This is a genomic window from Aureimonas mangrovi, from assembly GCF_014058705.1.
GTDB lineage: Bacteria > Pseudomonadota > Alphaproteobacteria > Rhizobiales > Rhizobiaceae > Aureimonas > Aureimonas mangrovi.
Map to the genome: position 1 here is coordinate 1,722,985 of NZ_CP059692.1, position 20,661 is coordinate 1,743,645.

22 protein-coding genes are annotated in these 20,661 nt (G+C 65.2%); 12 read left to right on the forward strand and 10 right to left on the reverse strand.

The window, feature by feature from the left end:
- Positions 1 to 57: 57 nt before the first annotated feature.
- Complete coding sequence (locus H1343_RS08100; protein ID WP_185985361.1) at positions 58 to 549, reverse strand: SixA phosphatase family protein; 492 nt, start codon at positions 547 to 549, stop codon at positions 58 to 60.
- A gap of 264 nt (positions 550 to 813) precedes the next feature.
- Here H1343_RS08100 and dksA point away from each other — a divergent pair, with 264 nt between their 5' ends.
- The 3 genes from dksA to H1343_RS08115 all read left to right on the forward strand — a co-directional run bounded on the left by dksA (position 814) and on the right by H1343_RS08115 (position 4,237).
- A complete protein-coding gene (gene dksA, locus H1343_RS08105) occupies positions 814 to 1,230 on the forward strand; it encodes an RNA polymerase-binding protein DksA (protein ID WP_185985362.1) in 417 nt (138 codons plus the stop codon).
- Between the two features lie 149 nt (positions 1,231 to 1,379).
- Entirely contained in the window at positions 1,380 to 2,924 is a 1,545-nt protein-coding gene (locus H1343_RS08110; RefSeq protein ID WP_185985363.1) for a hypothetical protein, read from the forward strand.
- Between the two features lie 107 nt (positions 2,925 to 3,031).
- Positions 3,032 to 4,237 (forward strand): AI-2E family transporter, encoded by a 1,206-nt coding sequence (locus H1343_RS08115; protein ID WP_185985364.1) that lies wholly within the window; start codon positions 3,032 to 3,034, stop codon positions 4,235 to 4,237.
- Between the two features lie 92 nt (positions 4,238 to 4,329).
- Here the strand turns inward: H1343_RS08115 and H1343_RS08120 are convergent, their stop codons facing one another.
- The 3 genes from H1343_RS08120 to H1343_RS08130 form a co-directional block, all read right to left on the reverse strand.
- On the reverse strand, positions 4,330 to 6,297 hold the full coding sequence (locus tag H1343_RS08120) for an OmpA family protein (protein ID WP_185985365.1): 1,968 nt from the start codon (positions 6,295 to 6,297) through the stop codon (positions 4,330 to 4,332).
- Positions 6,298 to 6,466: 169 nt separating this feature from the next.
- Positions 6,467 to 7,573 carry an FAD-dependent monooxygenase gene (locus H1343_RS08125; RefSeq protein WP_185985366.1) on the reverse strand — a complete coding sequence of 369 codons (1,107 nt, stop codon included), beginning with the start codon at positions 7,571 to 7,573 and terminating at the stop codon, positions 6,467 to 6,469.
- A gap of 52 nt (positions 7,574 to 7,625) precedes the next feature.
- Positions 7,626 to 7,871 (reverse strand): zinc-finger domain-containing protein, encoded by a 246-nt coding sequence (locus tag H1343_RS08130; RefSeq protein WP_185985367.1) that lies wholly within the window; start codon positions 7,869 to 7,871, stop codon positions 7,626 to 7,628.
- A 135-nt stretch (positions 7,872 to 8,006) separates the two neighbouring features.
- Here H1343_RS08130 and H1343_RS08135 point away from each other — a divergent pair, with 135 nt between their 5' ends.
- From H1343_RS08135 to H1343_RS08145, 3 genes are all read left to right on the forward strand, one after another.
- On the forward strand, positions 8,007 to 8,768 hold the full coding sequence (locus H1343_RS08135; protein WP_185985368.1) for an alpha/beta fold hydrolase: 762 nt from the start codon (positions 8,007 to 8,009) through the stop codon (positions 8,766 to 8,768).
- 111 nt (positions 8,769 to 8,879) lie between these two features.
- Complete coding sequence (gene cysE / locus H1343_RS08140) at positions 8,880 to 9,701, forward strand: serine O-acetyltransferase (protein ID WP_185985369.1); 822 nt, start codon at positions 8,880 to 8,882, stop codon at positions 9,699 to 9,701.
- 98 nt (positions 9,702 to 9,799) lie between these two features.
- Positions 9,800 to 10,009, forward strand: coding sequence for a DUF3126 family protein (locus tag H1343_RS08145; protein WP_185985370.1), 210 nt, complete (start codon positions 9,800 to 9,802; stop codon positions 10,007 to 10,009).
- A gap of 81 nt (positions 10,010 to 10,090) precedes the next feature.
- Here the strand turns inward: H1343_RS08145 and H1343_RS08150 are convergent, their stop codons facing one another.
- Both H1343_RS08150 and H1343_RS08155 read right to left on the reverse strand, forming a co-directional pair.
- Positions 10,091 to 10,687 carry a transglutaminase-like cysteine peptidase gene (locus tag H1343_RS08150; RefSeq protein ID WP_425484645.1) on the reverse strand — a complete coding sequence of 199 codons (597 nt, stop codon included), beginning with the start codon at positions 10,685 to 10,687 and terminating at the stop codon, positions 10,091 to 10,093.
- 447 nt (positions 10,688 to 11,134) lie between these two features.
- On the reverse strand, positions 11,135 to 11,746 hold the full coding sequence (locus H1343_RS08155; protein WP_185985371.1) for a PilZ domain-containing protein: 612 nt from the start codon (positions 11,744 to 11,746) through the stop codon (positions 11,135 to 11,137).
- 148 nt (positions 11,747 to 11,894) lie between these two features.
- Between H1343_RS08155 and H1343_RS08160 the strand changes: the two genes are divergently transcribed.
- The gene (locus H1343_RS08160) at positions 11,895 to 12,656 is read left to right on the forward strand and encodes a rhomboid family intramembrane serine protease (RefSeq protein ID WP_185985372.1); all 762 of its coding nucleotides are present in this window, start codon (positions 11,895 to 11,897) and stop codon (positions 12,654 to 12,656) included.
- 77 nt (positions 12,657 to 12,733) lie between these two features.
- Positions 12,734 to 13,165, forward strand: coding sequence for a CBS domain-containing protein (locus H1343_RS08165; protein ID WP_185985373.1), 432 nt, complete (start codon positions 12,734 to 12,736; stop codon positions 13,163 to 13,165).
- Here the strand turns inward: H1343_RS08165 and H1343_RS08170 are convergent, their stop codons facing one another.
- From H1343_RS08170 to folE, 3 genes are read right to left on the reverse strand one after another with little or no spacing between them, the layout of a single operon-like run.
- The gene (locus H1343_RS08170) at positions 13,166 to 14,143 is read right to left on the reverse strand and encodes a patatin-like phospholipase family protein (RefSeq protein WP_185985374.1); all 978 of its coding nucleotides are present in this window, start codon (positions 14,141 to 14,143) and stop codon (positions 13,166 to 13,168) included.
- Between the two features lie 49 nt (positions 14,144 to 14,192).
- A complete protein-coding gene (gene hisI, locus H1343_RS08175) occupies positions 14,193 to 14,639 on the reverse strand; it encodes a phosphoribosyl-AMP cyclohydrolase (RefSeq protein ID WP_185985375.1) in 447 nt (148 codons plus the stop codon).
- A gap of 1 nt (position 14,640) precedes the next feature.
- Entirely contained in the window at positions 14,641 to 15,246 is a 606-nt protein-coding gene (folE, locus tag H1343_RS08180) for a GTP cyclohydrolase I FolE (protein WP_185985376.1), read from the reverse strand.
- 120 nt (positions 15,247 to 15,366) lie between these two features.
- Between folE and H1343_RS08185 the strand changes: the two genes are divergently transcribed.
- From H1343_RS08185 to H1343_RS08200, 4 genes are all read left to right on the forward strand, one after another.
- Positions 15,367 to 15,810, forward strand: a complete 444-nt coding sequence (locus H1343_RS08185; RefSeq protein ID WP_185985377.1) for an iron-sulfur cluster assembly scaffold protein — start codon at positions 15,367 to 15,369, stop codon at positions 15,808 to 15,810.
- On the forward strand, positions 15,807 to 16,076 hold the full coding sequence (gene yidD, locus H1343_RS08190) for a membrane protein insertion efficiency factor YidD (RefSeq protein ID WP_185985378.1): 270 nt from the start codon (positions 15,807 to 15,809) through the stop codon (positions 16,074 to 16,076). The genes H1343_RS08185 and yidD overlap by 4 nt, the downstream gene beginning before the upstream one ends.
- Before the next feature lie 131 nt (positions 16,077 to 16,207).
- Positions 16,208 to 18,202: a threonine--tRNA ligase gene (gene thrS, locus H1343_RS08195; protein WP_185985379.1), complete on the forward strand. Its 1,995-nt coding sequence runs from the start codon at positions 16,208 to 16,210 to the stop codon at positions 18,200 to 18,202.
- Positions 18,203 to 18,229: 27 nt separating this feature from the next.
- Positions 18,230 to 19,102 carry a glucosamine kinase nucleotide-binding domain-containing protein gene (locus H1343_RS08200; RefSeq protein WP_185985380.1) on the forward strand — a complete coding sequence of 291 codons (873 nt, stop codon included), beginning with the start codon at positions 18,230 to 18,232 and terminating at the stop codon, positions 19,100 to 19,102.
- Here H1343_RS08200 and H1343_RS08205 read toward each other — a convergent pair.
- Positions 19,096 to 20,643 (reverse strand): undecaprenyl-phosphate glucose phosphotransferase, encoded by a 1,548-nt coding sequence (locus tag H1343_RS08205; protein ID WP_246333473.1) that lies wholly within the window; start codon positions 20,641 to 20,643, stop codon positions 19,096 to 19,098. The genes H1343_RS08200 and H1343_RS08205 overlap by 7 nt on opposite strands.
- Between the last annotated feature and the right edge of the window lie 18 nt (positions 20,644 to 20,661).

Below are 20,661 nucleotides of genomic sequence, written 5' to 3' on the forward strand. Positions count from 1 at the left end.
TCTAAGGCGTGCCCGGCCGATATAGGCGCATGGCCGTGCCCGTGACAGGGCCGGCGCTCAAGTGGAGAAGGGCGGCTCGATGAGCTCTTTCAACACGAAGCGGGGGGAGGCCGCCTTTTCCTCCGTGACGATCGCCAGTGCGCATTTTCGCAATCCACGAGCGAAATCACCATTTGCAGCGGACGGCTGGACGAGCGTTAGCACGAAGTCGGAGATCATCGGGTTATGGCCGACGATGAGAAGATCGTCGTCGCCATATCGATCAGCAACCGCACGGTATCGGTCGGTTTTGCCGTGATAGAGATCGTCATCGGTTGCGGGATTGATCCCAAAGCCGCCTGCGACCAGCGCATCGCAGGTCTGCCGCGTGCGCAGGGCTCCCGACGTCACCGTTCGCCGGACATGCATTTCCCGATCGCGCATCAGGCGGCCAAGGGCCTTGCCGTCTTCCCAGCCGCGCGCGTCGAGGGCGCGGTCGTAATCGCGCTGGCCGGGGAGCGGGGCGGTGGCGCGTGCATGGCGAAGGATGAAGAGCGTGCGCGTGATCATGCCCGAGGCGTAGCCGGAGCCGCTGCGATGGGCAATTGGGAACTTACCGGCCGGCTCGCTTTACGCGCGCCCGGACAACAGTTGGATCGCCTGCCTCGGCCGTTTCACCGCTCTCTGCCTTATTCTGAGGCAAATGAAAAAAGTGAAGTCACCATGGGGAGTTACTTATGCCGCGACTGTGTGCGTAGCGGCATGGAACGCGTCTTGTGGCTCCCCGCAACCGCCGTTATAAGCACCGCCACTCGCGGTTAAGGAGGACTTGGGATGAGCGAAACCCTGCCGTTTGGCGATCATCTCAGCGAGGATGGGCCGTTCATGAATGACGGCCAGCGCGACTATTTCCGGCGAAAGCTTCTCGCCTGGAAAAGCGACATCCTGCGTGAGGCGCGCGAGACGCTGGAGGGCTTGGCGAGGGAGAACGCCAATCTCGCCGATGCGGCGGATCGAGCGTCCTCGGAGACGGACAGGGCGATCGAGCTGCGGGCTCGTGATCGCCAGCGGAAGCTGATTGCCAAGATCGATGCCGCTCTCGAGCGTATCGAAGAGGGTACCTACGGCTTTTGTGAGGAGACGGGAGAGCCCATCAGCCTCAAGCGGCTGGATGCGCGCCCCATCGCGACGCTGTCGCTCGAGGCGCAGGAGCGGCACGAACGCCGAGAGAAGATCTACCGTGACGAATAGACAAGGCGCCGGCGGCTGATCCCGCCGGCGTTTTCGTATTCCGGTTGAGACCGACGGTATCTATCGTCCGCTTCGGCCAAGAGCTGGAAGGTGCCGCGGAAAGGCGAGGTGATCTTGTCCGCCGTGTCGCAGCCAAGGAGGAGTAGGCGATGCAGCGTCTTACCTTAATATCTGCAGTCATGACGATGGTTCTGGCCCAGCCCTTGCAAGCCCAGACCGACGCTCCGGATCTGTCGCCCGAGCCAGCGCCGGCGGGTACCTCCGAGGAGGCTGGTAGGCTGCGCGACGCCATCGCGCAGGTCACGACCCAGGCAGCCTTCGAGAACGGCCTTCTGCGCGTCCAACCGGCCGCCGCGGGCTATCGTGTCACGTTCGATCCGACCGATCTTCTCTCCGATGCCCTGGGGATGGAACTCGGCTTCGCGCCGCTCTCGATCCTCGTCAGTGCGCGGGAGGATGGCGACTGGAACGTATTCTTCGACGACCCGATCGAGTTCTCCTACAGCATGGAGGAGGACGGCGTGCGCGAAGAGGAGTTCTACCGTCAGGACGACAACCGGATGAAGGGCGTATGGTCGCCCAGCCTCGCGACCTTCCTCATCGCCGAGGCGGTGGCGGGCCGGGCCGTCAGCCGCTCAAAGTACGACTTCCAGGAGGCGAGCACCATCGTTGACGAAACGGTCACGTCGATGGAAACGCGGCCCGGCGCCGCAGGGGGCGCCGACATCGAGTTCCGGCAGGTTTCCCGAGGCTATTCGCAGAGTATGGCGATGGAGATGCCCGGTTCGCCCGGCGTTCCACCTGTGTCGCTCGACTTCGAAGCGGTCGCGGAAAGCATCGAGGCCGATGGCGCGATGAGCGGTGTGCAGTCCAAGGCGCTGCTTGACCTTCTGGCATTTGCCTTCGCCAATATCGACGTTCTGGAGAACGGCACCGATGCGCCTCTCGACGAGGAACGCTCGCACGAACTTGTTGAGCGTCTGCGCGCGGCCATGCCGCTCTGGACGCTCGTCGATGGTGGGGCGCTCGCGCGGGGGATGGCCGTTTCATCGTCCTATGGGAATCTTTCCATCGAAGAGGCTGCGCAGACGATCCGCATGACCGGCATCACAGAAGAGGCGCTTGTCGAAATGAATGTCGTTCTCAGCGGCATGAGCGTCTCGAGCCCGATGATCCCGCAATGGTCGCAGTCGCTGCTCCCGAACTTCGTGGAGATCGGTCTTTCGATGACGGGCGGCGACCTCGCGCGTCCGATGGAGATTACGCTCGACGAACTCGATTTTTCGGCCGAGCAACCGCTGTCCGACGCTGCGCAGGAGCGCATCGCGGCCTCCTTCGAGCTGGACCGCATCGATGTACGGCTTACGCCGAGCCGCATACGTGCGCAGGAGCTCGATATCGCCTTCAGCGGTGACATCCCGTTCCACGGCAATCCACGCGATGCCTCGATCGCGGTCGATGCGAGCGGGCTTGACGAGGCCATCGCCACGCTGCAAGCCGATGCGAACGCTGATATGAACGCGTTGTCGGCCGTGGGCATGATGCAGATCGCCAAGGGCATGGCCCGCACGCGTGACGACGGACGGCTCGAATGGCTGGTCGATGTGGGAGCGGACGGATCGGTGGCGCTCAACGGAAACGTCATCGTGCAACCGACGCCGCCTTCCGGCCCACAGTCTCTGCCCGTCGAGTGATCGGCAGCCGCCCGTCAAGTTACGGCAAGTCGCGCGCAATCCCCTGACGGGCGGGGAACGCGCAAGGCGCGGCCCGCGTTTCGCCCCGACGATCAGAGGGGGCGAAATTGACCAAGACTTCCAACAGTGAACCGACTGAAAAGGCGACGGTGGTCGCGCCCAATATCGGTCTCGTCAACCGTCAGGTGTTCCAGGTCGGCCCGCGCTGGGCCGTCATCGGTATCTTCGTGATGATGCTCGGGGGCTCGCTCTATCTGACAGCGAGTTTCACCCTTCCGGTCGTGTTCGCCTTTGTCTTCGCGCTTGTGCTCTCCCCGATCGTCCGGTTCGCCCGCCGAAGGCTGAAGGTCTGGGAGCCGATCTCGGCTGCCGTCCTCGTCGTCGGTACGCTGATCGTCATCATCTCCGCCTTCTACGCCTTGAGCGGGCCGATCACGCAGATCGCGATGAACGCACCGGAATATACGCAGGCCGTGGAGCGGCAGGTGAACGCTGTTCGCGATCGGTTTTCCCGGCTGTCCGAGCGCTCCGTGGAAAGGTCGCCGGAAGAGGCCGCGGCGGCGCAGGTGGGACGCGCGGAGGACGAGCCCGAGGTGCCCGTCGAAGACGACCAGTCACAGGAGGTGGTGGTGCGCAGCCCGAGCCTCCTCGATAATGCCGCCTCGACCGTCCCTCAGCTCGGCGCAGCGGTCCTCTTCGCACTCATCTTCCTCTATTTCCTGCTGTCGTCCGGCTCGCTCTTCCACCAGAAGCTGATCGAGACGATGCCGACGTTCAGCGACAAGAAACGCGCGCTCGTGATCGCTCACGAGATCGAGCGGGAATTGTCGCGCTATCTCTTCACGATCACGGTCATCAATGCCGGCCTCGGCATCGTCATAGGCTTCGCCCTGTGGTGGGCGCAGATGCCGACGCCCGCGGTCTTCGGAGCCCTGGCCTTCATATTCAACTTCATTCCCTATATCGGCGCGATCGTTGGCATCGCCCTCGTCGGGGTCATCGCGCTCGCCGAGTTCGGGACGCTCGGCCAGGCCCTGATACCTGTCGCGCTTTATCTGGCCTGCACGAGCATCGAAGGGCAGCTCATCACGCCGATGGTCGTCGGGCGGCGTCTCGAGATGAACGCCGCCGCAGTCTTCCTGGCCGTGGCGTTCTGGGGTTGGATCTGGGGCGTCGTCGGCATGTTCCTCGCCGTGCCTATCATGGTCGGGGTGAAGATCCTGTCAAACTATGTCGACGGTCTCAGCACGTTTGGAAATTTCATCTCCTCCGAGCGCTCGCATGTGCCGGAAGATGACGCCGCCGCGAAGTAGGCGTACCTAAACAGAACGACCTCCTGAAACGAAGACGGCGACACCATATGGTGTCGCCGTCTTTCACTTGTTGGGCCGGAGTTGTTCGCGCGTCAGTTGGCCTGTGCGCTCACGACCGGCTTCACCAGCGCCGTGATGCGACGAAGCGTAACGCGCCGATTCTCGGCGTTGGGCTCCTGGGTATCCACCTTCAGGTATTCCTCGCCATAGCCCTGCGTAACGAGGTTCTCCGGCGGAATGTCGAAGTAGTCCGTCAGCGCGATCGCCACGGCTTCGGCGCGGCGATCCGAGAGGGCAAGGTTTGCCGCGTTCGAGCCGACCGCATCCGTGTGACCTTCTAGGAGGAAGGTTTCGTCCGGATTTTCTTCGATCACCTGCGCGATCGCATCGGCCAGCGCCTGCAGATTCTCCACCTGGCCCTGATCGATGTCGGCCGAGCCAAAGGCGAAGTTGACCGTGTTCAGATCGATCCGCCGCACTTTGTCTCGGATGCGTTCCGAACGACGAACCTCGTCGATCGAGTAGATGCGCTCCACCGTTTCGACCGGCGGGGCGACGATCGTGTCGTAGTAGAGCCGCTCGTCCGGCTGCGCGACATCCACGATGTAGCGGTCGCGCGGGATGGTGAGGTTGAGCGGCGGCAGGTCGGCGCCGACGTCGTAATAGTAGTTCGGGTCAGCCGCATCCTCGAGATACGGGTCGTAGAAGAGCACGACTTCTCGCCCGTCGGGCAGGATGCGGGAGCGTTGCACGACGTCGCCGTACTCGTTGTAGATGGTGACGACCTGCACGCCGTTGTCTCGCACGATGGTCTCGCGCGTCTGGCGGCGGGGCAGTTCCTCGACATAGAACTCCTGCGAATTTTCGCGCAGGCGCTCATTGTCGTTCGACTTGATGAAGTAAGTGGCTGCGGCACCTGCCGCAGCGCCGGCCAACGCCGCTCCGGCGTAAGTCAGGATGTCGCGATTGCCGACCCGCTCGATCACCTGCACGTCCGGCGGCAGCACCGCGGCAGGCGCGGCCTCGATGCGGTTGCCCTCAATGTTGGTGACGGAATTGATGGTCACGCTCTGATCGATGTTCTGAACGCGCGCATCGCTGGCCGCGACACCGCCCGGCTGGACGGCCTCGAGCTGGATGGCCTCGTCCACCGGCTGCGGGGCCTCCAGCGGTTCGGGCGGCGCAGCAAAGGACTGTGCGGGCGCTGCTTCGCCTTCGGGCGCGGGTGCTTCTGCACCGGTCGTGGGATCGACCGGCTGGCTCGTCCCTTCGTCGATGGGCGGCTGGGGCGGGGTCACATCGGGGGCAGCGGGCGATTCCTCGCTCGTGCCGTCCGGAGCCGGGGTCACCGCATCGGGCGCGACCTCCGGCGCGGGCGCGGCAGGCGCCTCGCCTTCGACGGGTGCACCGGTGGAGTCCTCGCCTACCGGTGGCTCCTCGGCCGGCGTGCTCGGGGCAGCTTCCGCCGGGGTTTGCGGTGCTGGGTCGGGCGCGGTCGGCGCTTCTCCCGCAGGCGGCGTCAAGGCCGGCTCTTCTGCAGCAGGCGCCTCTGGAGCAGGTGCGTCACTCGCCGTTCCCTCGTCGGTCGGGAGTTCCTCCGGCTGGCCAACGGGCGCGTCTTCGACCGGTGCGGTATCCTCCGGAGCGGGAACGGCGCTCTCGGCTTCGGGCGGCTGGACGGGCTCCGGCGCCGGTTCGGGAGCGGGCTCTGGCTCAGGTTCGGGCTCCGCAGGGACGTCGAGAGCAGGTTCAGGGCTAGGCTCAGGCTCCGCTGCTGGCTCTGGCTCGGGTGCCGCTTCAGGCTCCGCTGCTGGTTCTGGTGCCGCTTCGGGCTCAGGTGCAGGTTCCGGCGCCGCCTGCGGCTCGGGAGGCGCCTCGGGCGCCGGCGCTGGAACCTCCTCGGAGGTCGGCGCCTCGGGGGCTGGCTGCTCGGGAGCTTGTGCCAGCCGAACGGGGCTGTCGGCGTCCTGCGCGTAGGCGGCGAGCGGCCCGCTGAGAGCCGTCGAGGTGGCCAGCGCGGCGACCGACAGGAACCTGCCTGTCCGGGTAAGTTTCGTCATGTTTCGACCTTTTCATCTGTCCCTTGCAGACTCGGTCGGCACACAGTCCATGACGATGCGTCAGGTATGCGGGCCGTGCGGCCGGTTTGCCAGCCGTCTTGGGGCGATGAACTAGGCCTTGCGCACGCCAGTTCAAAGGCGCGTGACGAAAATCGAACCGGTACAGGCGTCAGGGGCGCCAGTCGTAGAGCCAGGAGAGGTCGGCGGCCAACGATTCGCGCGAGCGCATCGCGAGGGCCGCATTGCGGGCCCAGCCGAGCGTGCGGGGCAGGTGGTAGACGCGATCGTGGAAGGCCACACGCTTTCGAAGACGTTCGAGCCGGGGCAGACGCTCGGCCTCAAATCGTGCCAACGCGACGCGCATGTCCGGTTCGAACGCGAGTTCTCGCGCAAGAACATGCGCATCCTCGATTGCCATCGCGGCGCCCTGCGCCGCGAAGGGCATCATCGCGTGGGCGGCATCGCCGATGAGGCAGACGGCGCCGTGAACCAGCCGGCGATCCGGCTCGGTTTCGCGCAATGTCCACGCTCCGGCGTAGTTACCCCGCGCGAGCATGACCTGCAGGCGCGCGTCCCAACCGGCGAATTGCGCTGCCGGGCTTTCGGTCGCTGAGGCTGCGCGCGACAGAAGCACCAGATTGATCCGTTCGCCGCCACTGATCGGATAGGCAACGGCGTGGGCCGCGGGCCCGAGCCATGCTTCGACGGGCCGGCCCTCAGCTTCCCCAGCGTCCGCATTCAGCAAGTACCGGTAAGCGACGACACCGGTTTCCCGGGCGGCTGGAAGCTCCAGCGATCGTGCCACCGTGGAATGAACACCATCCGCGCCGATCACCAGCCAGTTGCTGCGCAGTGCCTTCTCTCCGTTCTCGGAAAGACAGGCCACCACTTCGTTCGTACCCGGCGTCAGGCCCTCCAGCGCCACGTCAAGGCGCAGCGCGATGAGAGGCTCTGCCTCGACGGCTTTCATCAGCGCGCCCTGCAGGGCGGCCCGGTGCAGAACGAGGTAGCCCATGCCGTCATCGGCCGTGACGGGTACTTCGGCAATCTGCCTGCCTGTTCGCCCGTCGCGCAGCGTCACGCGGTCGGCCGCGACGGCCTGCTCGCGCAGCGCCGCCAGGACACCGACCCGATCAAGGACACGCAGCGCATTGGGGGACAACTGAATACCCGCGCCGGTCTCTTCGAGCTTCGATGCGCGCTCGACGATCTCGACCTCGAAACCGGCACGCACAAGGCTGAGCGCGGCACAGAGCCCGGCGATGCCGGCCCCCACGACGAGGATGGGGCCGCGTTTGCTTGTCATCGCACCTGGTCCGCCGCGGCCCTCAAGCCGCTCGATCGAGGAAGATGCAGCCGGCCGGGATCGTCTCGTCGGCGGCGAGAGAGCGGTTCAGGCGGTACAGCGTGGAACAGTAGGGGCAGACCTTCTCCGCATCGTCGCCGAGGTCCAGGAACACGTGCGGGTGGTCGAACGGCGGATTGGCTCCGACGCACATGAACTCGGTGACGCCGATCTCGATCAGCGGATGACCGGCGTCGTTCTGGAAATGGGGGGTGCTCGTAGCGGCCATGCGGACCGTCTCCATCGCAGTGTTCTCGAAAGGCCGCGGCACGATAGAGGCGCGCGGCACGGAAGAACAGGGTGGTTCCTATGCCGCCATTTGCGCTAAAGCACGGCCGACGACAAGGACCGAGATCACGCGACAATGCCGACTTTCGAGACAGAGGGCTTCGAACTCTTCTATATGGACGAAGGGCCACGCGATGGCCCGCCGATCCTTCTCGTTCATGGTTTCGCGTCCAATATCATGGTCAACTGGGTCGATCCGGGCTGGTTTTCGACGCTGACCGGCGCCGGCTACCGCGTTCTCGCCTTCGATCATCGCGGCCACGGCCGCTCCGATAAGCCCCATGATAGCGCGCTCTATACCCCGCAAGCGATGGCGCGCGACGCCTTCGCGCTTCTCGACCATGCCGGCGTTCAGCAGGCCGTGTTCTTCGGCTACTCGATGGGCGCGCGTGTCAGCGCCTTCGCTGCGCTGGCAAGGCCCGAGCGCGTGCCGGCGCTCATTTTAGGCGGCCTCGGCATGGGGCTGGTCGAGGGCGTCGGCGATTGGGACCCGATCGCCGAGGCTCTTCTGGCATCCTCGATCGATGATGTGAGCGACGAGCGGGGACGCATGTTCCGGAACTTCGCCGATCGCACCAACAGCGATCGCGAGGCGCTGGCCGCCTGCATCAAGCATTCGCGGGACGAACTGAGCGAGGAGGAGATCGCGCAGATCGACCAGCCGGTTCTCGTCGGCGTTGGCACCAAAGACGAGATCGCCGGCTCGGCCGAGGGGCTGGCGGCGCTTCTGCCGCACGGCAGGGCCTTTGCCATCGATCGCCGCGATCATATGCTGGCGGTCGGCGACCGGTCCTTCAAGGCCGCGGTTCTGGCATTCCTCGCCGAGGTTGACGGCTGAACTTGCGGCAGAGCGGGTTTCGCCCCGCCTGACGCGCATTATCTGAGAACTTATCCGCCACCGGGCAACGAGGCCCGCGTCGGCGAGTACGCAGGAACGAGGAACTTCTCCATGACCGTTCTCGGGCGGACCAACAGCGAGCGGCTCGAAAGCGTCGATCCGATCTGGCAATCGCTGCGCGAAGAAGCGCAGGCCGCTGCCGACAGGGAGCCGGCGCTCAGTGGCTTCCTCTATTCCACGATCCTGCATCATCCGTCGCTGGAGGACGCGGTGATCCACAGGATCGCTCAGCGTCTCGACCATGGAGACATCCCGGCCGCGCTGATCGAACAGAGTTTCTCGCAGATGCAGGAAGCGACCGACGATTGGGGTGCGATCCTGCGCACCGATCTCCAGGCCGTCTTCGACCGCGACCCGGCCTGCGAGCGATTCATCGAGCCTCTGCTCTACTTCAAGGGCTTCCACGCCATTCAGACGCACCGGCTGGCGCATTGGCTCTGGAGCGCGGGGCGTCGCGATTTCGCGCTGTACCTTCAGTCGCGCTCGTCCTCGGTCTTTCAGACGGACATTCACCCCGCCGCCCGCATGGGCCGTGGCATCTTTCTGGATCACGCGACGGGGCTTGTCGTCGGCGTGACGGCGACGATCGGCGACAACGTATCCATCCTGCAGGACGTGACGCTCGGCGGCACCGGCAAGGAATTCGGCGACCGGCATCCGAAGATCTCGGATGGCGTCCTCATCGGGGCCGGCGCGAAGATTCTCGGCAACATCCGTGTGGGACGTTGCTCAAAGGTGGCATCCGGCTCCGTCGTCCTGCACGAGGTTCCGGCCAACTCGACCGTCGCGGGCATCCCGGCCAAGATCATCGGGTCTTCCGGCTGCGAGGAGCCGGCTCGTGCGATGGACCAGTGTTTCGGGCGCGACGACTGACCGCGACGTCTTTTTCGGCGCGGCCTCCTGCGTCTCGGCGCTTCCATAATGGCGCTGGGCGCTCTAGCTACGCCCCCACGACCAACCAGGAGATTCCCGTGAAGGGCGACGAAATCCGCAAGCTCGAGACCTATCTCAAGACGACCCTGAAGAGCGCCGATGTCGAGGTGCGTGCAATGCCGCGCAAGAACGACACGGCGGAGGTCTACCTGTCTGGAGATTTCGCCGGGCTGATCTCGAAGGACACCGACGAGGGCGAACTGTCCTACCACTTCACGATGACGATCCTCGACATCGACCTCGAATAGCTGGTTCCACTTTCGATCATGCAACGAGAAAGGCCGGCGCTTTGGCGCCGGCCTTTCTCGTTTCAGCTAGACTAGCGTCTCTCAGCGCACGCTACCCACCAGGACATCCCGATCGTCGGCGATCCCGACCCACTGACCCCAATGGGCCTCGGCCTGGCGCTTCAGGAAGCGATACGGCGTGTCCTGCCAATCGAGGACGCGGTCCTCCAGGTTGTCGAGCACGAAGTCCCCACGATCGGTGCGCACGGTCAGGACGGCATGGCCGTCACCGTTCGGCTGACGGACGACGGTGATCAGGAGCGCGGAGCGCGGCAGGCCCGAGCGCTCCAGCATATACTGCTTGAGTAGCGCGTAGTCCTCGCAGTCGCCTTCGGTGGTGGGATAGGACCAGAGCTCGGGGACGCCATGCATTTCCATGTCGGTGCGCGGGAAGATGGCGACGTTCACGGCGTTGTTGATCTCGACGATCGTCTGCCAGGTGGCATCACTCATGCGCACAACGCCGACGGCGTCGTTCGACGTGCACTGGTCGGCGTAGGTCTTGCAGAACTCGTAGTGGCCGATCGGCTGCGAGGTCGCGCCGAGCGTCGGCATCTGCGCCTGGGCCGCGACGGCGGAAAAGCCCATCGCCGCTACCACTGCTGCTGCCCGCACCGCCTGAAAGATCATGTCGCGCATTGCCGTGTCCCCTTTGACGGGATCGACAATGGCAGGCGCGTTTTACCTCAAATCCAAGTCGGGAAGCGCAATTTTCATCGAATAATCTCCGGCCTGTTCACGCTCTATCCTTGCAATCATACGGCCGTGATCGGTTGAATTCGAACGGCTGCATTAGCATATCGTCAACCATGCGAGGGCTGCGATTCACGTTGCTTTCCGGGCATCACGCCGAGGTTGCTAGGGCTCGGGGCCATTCGTTAACGCGAGAGGGTATGTCGGAGCCCGGCGCGTTAACCAAGAGGCGCTCTCTTGGATTCGGGCGGATCCGAGCGACCGCCACACAGGTTAACGAGGCGCGAGAATCGGGTTAACGCGACGCTGGGAAAGTGCCCTTCGCTGCCGTCGACCTCGTGAAATTTTTTCGAGAATTTTTTCATGCGGCGCCGAGAATGGGCGCCGAACGGGTCAGTCTGTCCGGCTGGCGAGGGCTTCCCCGTCGCCGACGCGGGCGAATTCGACCGCAATCCCGTCTTCGAGATGGCGCACCACGCGGCCGAGCGTCGTGCCGAGCATGATGCGCGTGCCGATGGCCGGCCGAACCTGGCACGAAACCGCCGCGCCCGAGAGCGAGAGATCGATGATCGTCGCACGGTAGCGGCGCTCGTCCTCGAGGGCGAGTTCCACGACCGGGTTGCGCGGCGCCATGCGCTCGTGTCGGCGATCCTCGGGCAGATTCAACTCGTGGCGGTTGGCGAGCCAGGTCAGCTGGGCGGCGAGCTTCTCGCGCTTGCGGTCGGAGGCTCTTACCGTGGCGGCAAAGCCGCCGGCGAAGAGACGCGATACGGCCGCCTCGATCCGCCCAACGTGATCGACGTAGAGTATCACCCGCTCCCCGACGCGCGGCGAGACGGGCGAGAGGGCTGCCAGATCGCCCGGAGACATGTTTTCAATGCGGCAAGGGTACTCGGCGCGGTTCTCCAGCATGAAGCGACCGAGGAGATCGACGTTCACGCGCTGGAAATGGCGACGTTCGTCGAAGGCTGCCGGTCGGTCGAGGAGCGTTTCGCTGGCCTGCATGGGTGTCGTCTGGTCGCCCGCAAGGCCAGGATGGCCGGTGGACAAATCGTAACCGGGGAAGATTAACGTTCGGTGTGCGGTGCGAGAGCATGGTGGTACGGCGGGCTTCCTGCGATACATCCCCAGAATTGCCGAGGACTGCTGCCGCATGGAAAACCGCGCCGAAACCTACCGACAGCCGCCGCGCGCCCAGCAGCCCGCCTTCAACGCGCCGACCGTCATCGTCGTCTCGATCGCGGTTCTCGCGGCATTGCATCTGTTGCGAACGCAGTTTCTCGGGCGCGAGGCGAACATAGACGTCCTTCTCAATTTCTCTTTCATCTCGGAGTGCTACAGCGCGCCGCCTGTCGACGTGTGCGCACTTCGCATACCCGGCACGGGGTTCTGGTCGCCGCTGTCGCACGCCTTTCTCCACGCGGACTGGATGCATCTGGCTGCCAACTGCCTGTGGCTTCTGGCCTTCGGTACGCCCGTCGCGCGGCGGCTCGGGCTCGCGCCGTTCCTGATCTTCATGGCGATCGGAGCCATCGCCGGGGCGGGCCTCTTCTACCTCTTCAACCCGACGCTTCTTGCGCCGATGATCGGGGCGTCCGGTGTCGTGTCGGCATTGATGGGGGGCGCTGCGCGCTTCGCGCTCGGCGCTCCGGGGCGCATCGGACGCAGGGACGTCGCCTACGCGCCGCGCCTGTCTATCGCAGAAGCGCTCGCGGATCGCACGGTCATCATCTTCGTCGCCGTGTTCTTCCTCACCAATATCGCGCTCGGCTCGGGCTTCGGCGGCATCGCGATCGCCTGGGAGGCGCATCTGGGCGGCTTCGCCTTCGGCTTCCTCTGCTTCGGGGCGTTCGATCGCGGGGCACCGCGTCGTCCGCGCTTCGAGGATGGGGGCTTGCCGCCGCGCGCCGCCTGACACACCATCACTCACGGCGTCGTCAGCGATTGACCGCACTGCGGGGCCGGACAGGGAAAAGGACGGGAGGCAGGTCGATGACGATCCGGCACATATTGGAGGCGAAGGGCAGGGACGTCTTCACAACGACCGCGGACACGCCGATGGAGACGGTGGCCGCGCTTCTGGTGCAGCAGAAAATCGGTGCGATCGTGGTCACCGACGATCAGGGCGGCGTTGCAGGCATCGTGTCGGAGCGAGACGTGGTGCGGCTGGTCGTTTCCGAAGGCGCGGCCGGGCTTTCGATGCCCGTCTTCGAGCGCATGACGCGCGAAGTCGTCAAAGGCGAAGAGGACATGAGCCTCGACGAGGCGATGGAACTCATGACGCGCGGGCGGTTTCGCCACCTCCCGATTTGCCAGGGCAAACACCTCGTTGGCATCATCTCGATCGGCGATGCGGTGAAGCGGCGGCTGGAGCAGGTCCAGCAGGAGGCCGAGGAGATGCGCACCTATATCCACACCGCCTGATCAGCGGCGCATGGCCGCTTCCTGAAGGCGGTTGATTTCCTCGATCCGGTGCATCGTCTCCGCGTAGCCGAGTGCGATCGTTTCCTCGGCGCGGAAGAATTCCGACAAGCCGATTTCACGTACGCGCGGCTGAAGCGTCATGTCCGGGGGATCGCCTGCCAGACGTGAGCGGGAAATCCGCTCCTGAACGATATTGAAGGCGTCGACCATCGAGCGGCCGATGCCGACCTTCTCGTGCCGGACGCGCGGATCGCGCGTCGCGCCGTCATCCTCCTCGTCTTCATCGTGGTGGACGGGCCCGTCCTCGGCTGCCTTGAGGCGCAGGACGGCGGCGCGGCCGAAGAGATCGTAGTTCAGATTGACCGCGACGACGAGTGGCGCCTCGTAGGCTCGGCACACGGAGACGGGCACCGGGTTGACCAACGCCCCGTCGATGAGCCGTCGCCCGTTGCACTGGACGGGGAGGAACACGCCGGGCAGTGCGTAGGAAGCGCGCATGGCCAGCACCATCGATCCGCTGTCGATCCAGACTTCGTGGCCTTTGCGCGCCTCGGTGGCGATGCAGACGAAAGGCCGGTCGAGACCCTCGATCGTCTTGTCCTTCAAGACGTTGAGCAACCGCCGGTTCAGCCGCATCCCCCCGATGAGGCCCGCACCCGTCATGGAGAAGTCGAGAAGCCGCAGGATGCCGCGGCGCGTCAGCGAGCGGGCGAAATCCTCCAGTTCGTCGAGCCGCCCCGCGAGGTAGCAGCCGCCGACGAGCGCCCCGATCGACGTTCCGGCGATCATGGAGACGGGCACGCCGGCCTCGTCGAGAGCGCGCAGGACTCCGATATGGGCCCAGCCACGCGCGGCCCCGCCTCCGAGCGCCAACGCGATACCGGGGCGATGATGAACGTTCCGCCTTGTCGCGGACGCGGACGCGGCTTCGGCCTGCCTGACGGTGGGCCTGGAAAGGCGATGAACCAGATCCAGCATGTCGTTCAACTCCTACGCGACCCTTTTGCGTCGAAGTCCGACAATACAATTAGGACGTTGCGGAGGAGGTATCGCATGTGTGGCCGCTGTCCATATCGACCACGAGCCGCGCGCTCCCATTTTCCCCGACGATACGCCGATAGAAGCAACTGCCGCGCCCGGTGTGGCAGGTGTCCTCGGGCTTGGCGACATCCACCTTCAGCCAGATCGCGTCCTGATCGCAATCGATGCGCATCTCCACCACGCTCTGCAGCGCTCCGGAGGTTTCTCCCTTCTTCCAGAGCGTCTTGCGCGAACGACTCCAGTAGTGGGCAATCCCGCTTTCGATGGTGAGGCGCAGCGCCTCGTCATTCATGTGCGCGACCATCAGGAGCCCGCCGGCGCGCGCATCGGTGACGACGGCCGTCACCAGGCCCTGCGCATCGAAGCGCGGGGACAGGGTCGAGCCTTCCTCCAGCGCGGCTTTCGCAGCGGAAGGATTTGGAAAGCCGGACACCTCAGGGCCGTCCCAACAGCGCGTGGAAGCGCATGCGCTCGCTCGCATCGTCACCGAAGACGCCGCGATAGGCGGTTGTGATGGTCATCGCACCCTTCTTATGAACGCCGCGCATCGACATGCATAGATGCTCAGCCTCGATCAGCACGGCGACGCCCCGGGCGTCGAGCGCGCCGGCCATCGCGTCGGCGATCTCCTGTGTCATCGCTTCCTGCGTGCGCAGGCGCCTTGCGAAGACATCGACGAGACGGCCGATCTTCGAGAGCCCCACGACATGCCCGTTCGGCAGATACGCGATATGGGCGCGACCGATCACAGGCACCATGTGGTGTTCGCAGTGGGAGCTGAACTCGATGTCGCGCACCAGCACGATATCGTCGTAACCGGCCACCTCCTCGAAGGTGCGCGACAGGATCTGCTCGGCATTCTGGCCATAGCCGGAGAACATCTCGTCATAGGCCCGCACGACGCGCGCGGGCGTCTCGCGCAGGCCCTCGCGATGCGGATCCTCGCCGATATAGCGAAGCAACGTCTCGACGGCGGCTTCGGCTTCGGTGCGGGTCGGACGCCGCGTGGCATCCGCGAGACGAGCAATGGTCGTGGCCATGGGGGACCTTTCGCAACAGGGCGCCGGGCGACTTTCGCGCGCGCTCCGGCGTGCCTATATATCGCGTTCGGACGAGGGGCTGTTTAGAGGGCCGCCCGTCGAATTGGAAGCGACACCGCCATGATCGACGACGTCTACAACACGCGCATCCTCGACCTTGCAGGCAATATCCCGCGTATCGGACGACTGGAAGCGCCGGATGCGACGGCCACGGCCCACTCCAAGCTGTGCGGCTCGACCGTTACGATCGACCTGAAGGTAAAAGACTGCAAGGTGGTCGATTTCGCCCATGACGTGCGCGCCTGCGCGCTCGGGCAGGCGTCGTCTTCGATCATGGCGGCCAACATCATCGGTGCGGACGCGCAGGAGCTTCGCACGGTGCGCGCGCAGATGCTGGCGATGCTAAAGGAGAACGGCCCGCCGCCGCAGGGCCGCTTCGCGGACCTGAAGTTCCTCGAGCCGGTGCGCGACTACAAGGCGCGCCATGCGTCCACCATGCTGACCTTCGACGCCGTGGTGGATGCGCTCGACCAGATCGAGCGCCGGCAGAGCGTGGCCGCTTGAGAAGGGCGGGCCGCAACTATGTGGGTCTGTGGCCGAAGACGCCCGGCCGTCTTCTCGGCATCGGCGCCGTCCGGCTCTACCAGTTGACGCTGTCGCCGCTCGTCGGCGGCCATTGTCGGCATGTGCCGACCTGCTCGGAATACGCCTACGAGGCCGTCGCGGTCCACGGCCTGCTCAAGGGCGCCGTGCTCGCGGGCCGGCGGGTGGCGCGTTGCGGGCCCTTCGGCAAGGCCGGACACGACCCGGTTCCCCCACGTACGCCCTGAGCGCGAGCGCCACTTGCGCTGACGTTCGGCAATGGTAGAACGCGCCCCTGCGCGGGCCGAAGGCTGCCTTGCGCCCTCGATCGAAAAAGCTTCCCCGCATGGTAGGCGGGAGTGAGCGGAAAGGACAAACGATGATCGACCTTCGCTTCCCCGACGAATCCGTCCGCTCCTACGAGGCCGAGGCCACCGGCGCCGAGATTGCCGCTGGCATCTCTAAGTCGCTCGCCAAGAAGGCGGTCGCCTACGCGCTCGACGGCGAGCTGCGCGATCTGTCCGATCCGGTCGGGCGCTCCGGCTCGATCGAGATCGTCACGCGCGACGATCCGCGCGCCCTGGAGCTGATCCGCCACGACGCCGCGCACGTCATGGCAGAGGCCGTGCAGGAGCTCTGGCCGGGAACGCAGGTGACGATCGGCCCGGTCATCGAGAACGGCTTCTACTACGACTTCGCTCGCGACACGCCCTTCACGCCCGACGACCTGCCGGTCATCGAGAAAAAGATGGCGGAGATCGTGCGCCGCAACGCGCCCTTCCGGAAAGAAGTCTGGACGCGTGACAAGGCCCGCTCGGTCTTCGAGGCGAAGGGCGAGGCCTACAAGGTCGAGCTTCTGGACGCGATCCCCGAGGGCGACGATGTCAAGATCTACAGCCAGGGTGACTGGTTCGACCTGTGCCGCGGGCCGCACATGGCCTCCACGGGGCAGGTGGGCGAAGCCTTCAAGCTGATGAAGGTGGCCGGCGCCTACTGGCGCGGCGATTCCAACAATCCGATGCTGACGCGCATCTACGGGACGGCCTGGCAGACGCCGGAGCAGCTCAAGGCCTATGTCCACATGCTGGAAGAGGCCGAGAAGCGCGACCATCGCCGCCTCGGCCGCGAGATGGACCTGTTCCATTTCCAGGAGGAAGGACCGGGTGTCGTATTCTGGCACGCCGGTGGCTGGCGCATGTTCCAGCAGCTCGTCTCCTACATGCGTCGACGGCTCGACGGAGTCTACGACGAGGTGAACGCGCCGCAGATCCTGGACAAGAGCCTGTGGGAGACCTCCGGGCACTGGGGCTGGTATCAGGAGAACATGTTCGCGGTGAAGTCGGCGCACGCCTTCACGCATCCCGACGACGAGGAAGCCGATCACCGCGTCTTCGCCATCAAGCCGATGAACTGCCCCGGGCATGTGCAGATCTTCAAGCACGGTCTGAAGAGTTATCGCGATCTTCCTATTCGGTATGCAGAATTCGGTACGGTCCATCGCTACGAGCCGTCCGGCGCCCTGCACGGTCTGATGCGCGTGCGCGGCTTCACCCAGGACGACGCTCACGTCTTCTGCACTGAAGACCAGATGGCCGCGGAGTGCCTGCGCATCAACGAGCTTATCCTCTCGACATACGCCGATTTCGGTTTCGAGGAGATCACAATCAAGCTCTCTACGCGCCCCGACAAGCGCGTCGGCTCCGACGAGAGCTGGGACCATGCGGAAGAGATCATGCGCGGGGTGCTGGAGGAGATCGAACGCCGGTCGAACGGCAAGATCAAGACGGGCACCCTGCCGGGCGAAGGTGCGTTCTACGGCCCAAAGTTCGAATACACGCTGCGTGACGCTATCGGACGCGAATGGCAGTGCGGCACGACGCAGGTGGACTTCAACCTGCCAGAGCGCTTCGGCGCCTTCTATATCGACAAGGAGTCCGACAAGAAGACGCCCGTCATGATCCACCGCGCCATCTGCGGCTCGATGGAGCGGTTTCTCGGCATACTGATCGAGAATTTCGCCGGCCACATGCCCCTGTGGTTCGCGCCGGTGCAGGTCGTGGTCGCGACGATCACCTCCGATGCCGACGACTACGCCACCGAAGTCGCCGCTTCGCTGAAGCGCGCGGGGCTGCAGGTCGAGACCGATCTTCGCAACGAGAAGATCAACTACAAGGTTCGCGAGCATTCGCTGGCCAAGGTCCCCGTTATCCTCGTTTGCGGCAAGCGCGAGGGGGAAGAGCGCACGGTCAACATGCGCCGCCTCGGCTCGCGCGACGGGCAGTCGCTCGGTCTGGAGGAGGCCGTGGCGCTTCTGGCCGAAGAGGCCGTGCCGCCGGACCTTCGCCGTGCGCGAGCGGACCAGGCCTCGGCCTGAGGTGGCTCGGCGTCCGGGAGAAGCGACATGACCGTGGACCCTCTGCTCGTCGGCGTCGATGGCGGCGGGACGAATTGCCGGGCGCGGATCGTCACCATCGGTGGCGATCCCGTGGGTGAGGCCAAGGGCGGCAGCGCCAATATCTTCACCGATCTCGAAGGCGCGTGCGCGACGATCGTCGCCACCGTGCGCGAAGCGTTGGAGGCGGGCGGCCTGAATGAAGGCGATCTTGCGCGGTGCCATGCCGGGCTCGGTCTGGCCGGCGCCAACATCCCCGATGTCGGGCGGCGGTTTGCCGAAATCGCCATGCCCTTCGCGGCCTGCCGTTTGGCGAGCGATGCCATCACCGGGTGCCTCGGGGCCCATGACGGCGCCGATGGCGGTATCGCGATCCTGGGCACCGGGGCGGCTTATGTCTCGCAAGTGGGCGGGACGTTCTCTGTCTTCGGCGGATGGGGCACTACGGTTTCCGATCAGGGCAGCGGGGCCGATGTCGGACGCGCGGCGCTTCGCGCGACCTTGCTTGCCCATGACGGCGTCTTCGAGGGTAGCGAGTTCACGGAGGCGGTTCTCGCTCGCTTCGATGGCGATCCCTCGCGGCTGGCGGGCTATGCCGGCACCGCTCGTGCTCGTGACTTCGGCATCTTCGCGCCGCTCGTCTTCGATGCGGCCGAGGCTGGCGACGTTGTGGCGGGGCGAATCGTCACCGAAGCCTTCGTGGTGGTGGAGGCCTCTCTCCGCAGGCTTGAGGCGCTGGGTGCCGGGCGCATCGCGCTTCTCGGCGGCGCGGCGGAGCGCTATCGCCGGCTGATGCCAAGAGACCTTGCGGCCCTCCTCGTTCAGCCGAAGGGCAGCGCGCTCGACGGCGCGCTGATCCTCGCCCGACAGACGGTTCAGTAGGCGCCTTCTCTTTTGAAGAGGCTGATGGGAGTGATCGCGAGGATATAGAGGTCGAGGAAGATCGACCAGTTCTCGATGTAGTGCAGATCGTATTCGAAGCGCTTCTTCAGCTTTGCCGGATCGTCGATCTCGCCGCGCCATCCGTTGACCTGCGCCCAGCCCGTGATTCCGGGCTTCACCTTATGGCGACCGAAATATCCGTCCACGATCTCGACGAAGGCCTCGTTCATGCTGGACTTGGCATAGACGGCATGTGGCCGGGGGCCTACGAGCGAGAGTTCCCCGCGCACCACGTTGATGAGCTGCGGAAGTTCGTCGATGGAGGTTCGGCGAATGAACTTTCCGACGCGCGTGACGCGCTTGTCGCCCTTCGTCACGATCCGGCTGGCCGTCGGATCGGCCATCGCGTGATGCAGCGAGCGAAACTTGATGACGTCGATTTCCTGATTATTGAAGCCGTGCCGCTTCTGGCGGAAGAAGATGGGGCCCGGGCTGTCCAGCTTGATGGCGATGGCCGTCGCGATCATCAGCGGCGATAGCGCCACGAGCGCCAGGATTGCGATCAGGACGTCGAAGCCGCGCTTGGCGATCCAGTCCCATTCCGCCAGCGGCTTGTCGACGACGTCAATGAACGGGACGGTACCAACATAGGAATAAGTACGCGGGCGGAAGGCGAGGTCGGAGGACTGCGTCGAGAGGCGAATATCAAGCGGCAGCACCCATAGATCCTTCAGCATCTTCTGGATGCGTTGCTCGGCCGATAGCGGCAGCGTCACGATCAGCATGTCGATGCGGGCGATGCGGGCGAACTGGACGAGCTGGCGCACGCTGCCGAGCTTGGGGTAGCCGGCGACGAGCGGCGGCGAGCGTGCATCGTCGCGGTCGTCGAAGATGCCGCAGATTCGGATGTCGCTGTCGCGCTGCGCTTCGAGGGCACGGATCAGCTTTTCGGCCGCGGTGCCGCCGCCCACGAGCACGGCGCGGCGCTCCATGAAGCCGTTGCGCGCCCAGTGCCGAAGCCGGGCGCCGAGGATCACCCGGCATACGAAGAGGACGGAGAAGCCTATTGCGAACCAGGCGGCCAGCCAGATCCGCGAATAATCGTCCTGAAGTCGCGCGAAGAAGAGGACCAGTGCGAGCGCGCCGACGGCGCCGACCATGCCGCCTGTCAGCGCGCCTGTCTGGCGCAGGCGCGAGCGAAGGTTGAGGAGATTGTAGCCGCCGAATACCGAGATCAGGAAGGTGGCGCTCGCCGCCGCCACGAGGCTGGAAAAGAAATAGCGTACAAAGAAGGGCCACGAGTGCCCGACATAGAGGAAGTAGAGCGTCATCCCGACGGCGAAGAGGATGCAGAACTCGCTGGCCCGGTAGATGCCGACGAGGAGGCGAGGGGAGATGATGCTACGCTTCAGCTGCTCGGCAACGCGCAGGGCGGCGGGGTCAAGGCCGCCGTTCCCGCTGTCCCGCTTCTGGAAGATCGGGACGACGGCGGCCGTCTCGTCCTGCCCGCCTTGCGGACCCTTCGGGCCGTTCGTGGTCATCGCCTGTCCCGTCTCACT

What these genes read in the sequence shown, in the direction of transcription:
- H1343_RS08110 (WP_185985363.1), top strand. Translation starts at nt 1,380, where the DNA reads ATGCAGCGTCTTACCTTAATATCTGCAGTCATGACGATGGTTCTGGCC.
- H1343_RS08100 (WP_185985361.1), bottom strand. Translation starts at nt 549, where the DNA reads ATGATCACGCGCACGCTCTTCATCCTTCGCCATGCACGCGCCACCGCC.
- H1343_RS08205 (WP_246333473.1), bottom strand. Translation starts at nt 20,643, where the DNA reads ATGACCACGAACGGCCCGAAGGGTCCGCAAGGCGGGCAGGACGAGACG.
- H1343_RS08150 (WP_425484645.1), bottom strand. Translation starts at nt 10,687, where the DNA reads ATGCGCGACATGATCTTTCAGGCGGTGCGGGCAGCAGCAGTGGTAGCG.
- thrS (WP_185985379.1), top strand. Translation starts at nt 16,208, where the DNA reads ATGATCGACCTTCGCTTCCCCGACGAATCCGTCCGCTCCTACGAGGCC.
- H1343_RS08170 (WP_185985374.1), bottom strand. Translation starts at nt 14,143, where the DNA reads ATGCTGGATCTGGTTCATCGCCTTTCCAGGCCCACCGTCAGGCAGGCC.
- H1343_RS08120 (WP_185985365.1), bottom strand. Translation starts at nt 6,297, where the DNA reads ATGACGAAACTTACCCGGACAGGCAGGTTCCTGTCGGTCGCCGCGCTG.
- H1343_RS08185 (WP_185985377.1), top strand. Translation starts at nt 15,367, where the DNA reads ATGATCGACGACGTCTACAACACGCGCATCCTCGACCTTGCAGGCAAT.
- cysE (WP_185985369.1), top strand. Translation starts at nt 8,880, where the DNA reads ATGACCGTTCTCGGGCGGACCAACAGCGAGCGGCTCGAAAGCGTCGAT.
- dksA (WP_185985362.1), top strand. Translation starts at nt 814, where the DNA reads ATGAGCGAAACCCTGCCGTTTGGCGATCATCTCAGCGAGGATGGGCCG.
- H1343_RS08130 (WP_185985367.1), bottom strand. Translation starts at nt 7,871, where the DNA reads ATGGCCGCTACGAGCACCCCCCATTTCCAGAACGACGCCGGTCATCCG.
- H1343_RS08160 (WP_185985372.1), top strand. Translation starts at nt 11,895, where the DNA reads ATGGAAAACCGCGCCGAAACCTACCGACAGCCGCCGCGCGCCCAGCAG.
- H1343_RS08165 (WP_185985373.1), top strand. Translation starts at nt 12,734, where the DNA reads ATGACGATCCGGCACATATTGGAGGCGAAGGGCAGGGACGTCTTCACA.
- H1343_RS08200 (WP_185985380.1), top strand. Translation starts at nt 18,230, where the DNA reads ATGACCGTGGACCCTCTGCTCGTCGGCGTCGATGGCGGCGGGACGAAT.
- H1343_RS08135 (WP_185985368.1), top strand. Translation starts at nt 8,007, where the DNA reads ATGCCGACTTTCGAGACAGAGGGCTTCGAACTCTTCTATATGGACGAA.
- folE (WP_185985376.1), bottom strand. Translation starts at nt 15,246, where the DNA reads ATGGCCACGACCATTGCTCGTCTCGCGGATGCCACGCGGCGTCCGACC.
- H1343_RS08155 (WP_185985371.1), bottom strand. Translation starts at nt 11,746, where the DNA reads ATGCAGGCCAGCGAAACGCTCCTCGACCGACCGGCAGCCTTCGACGAA.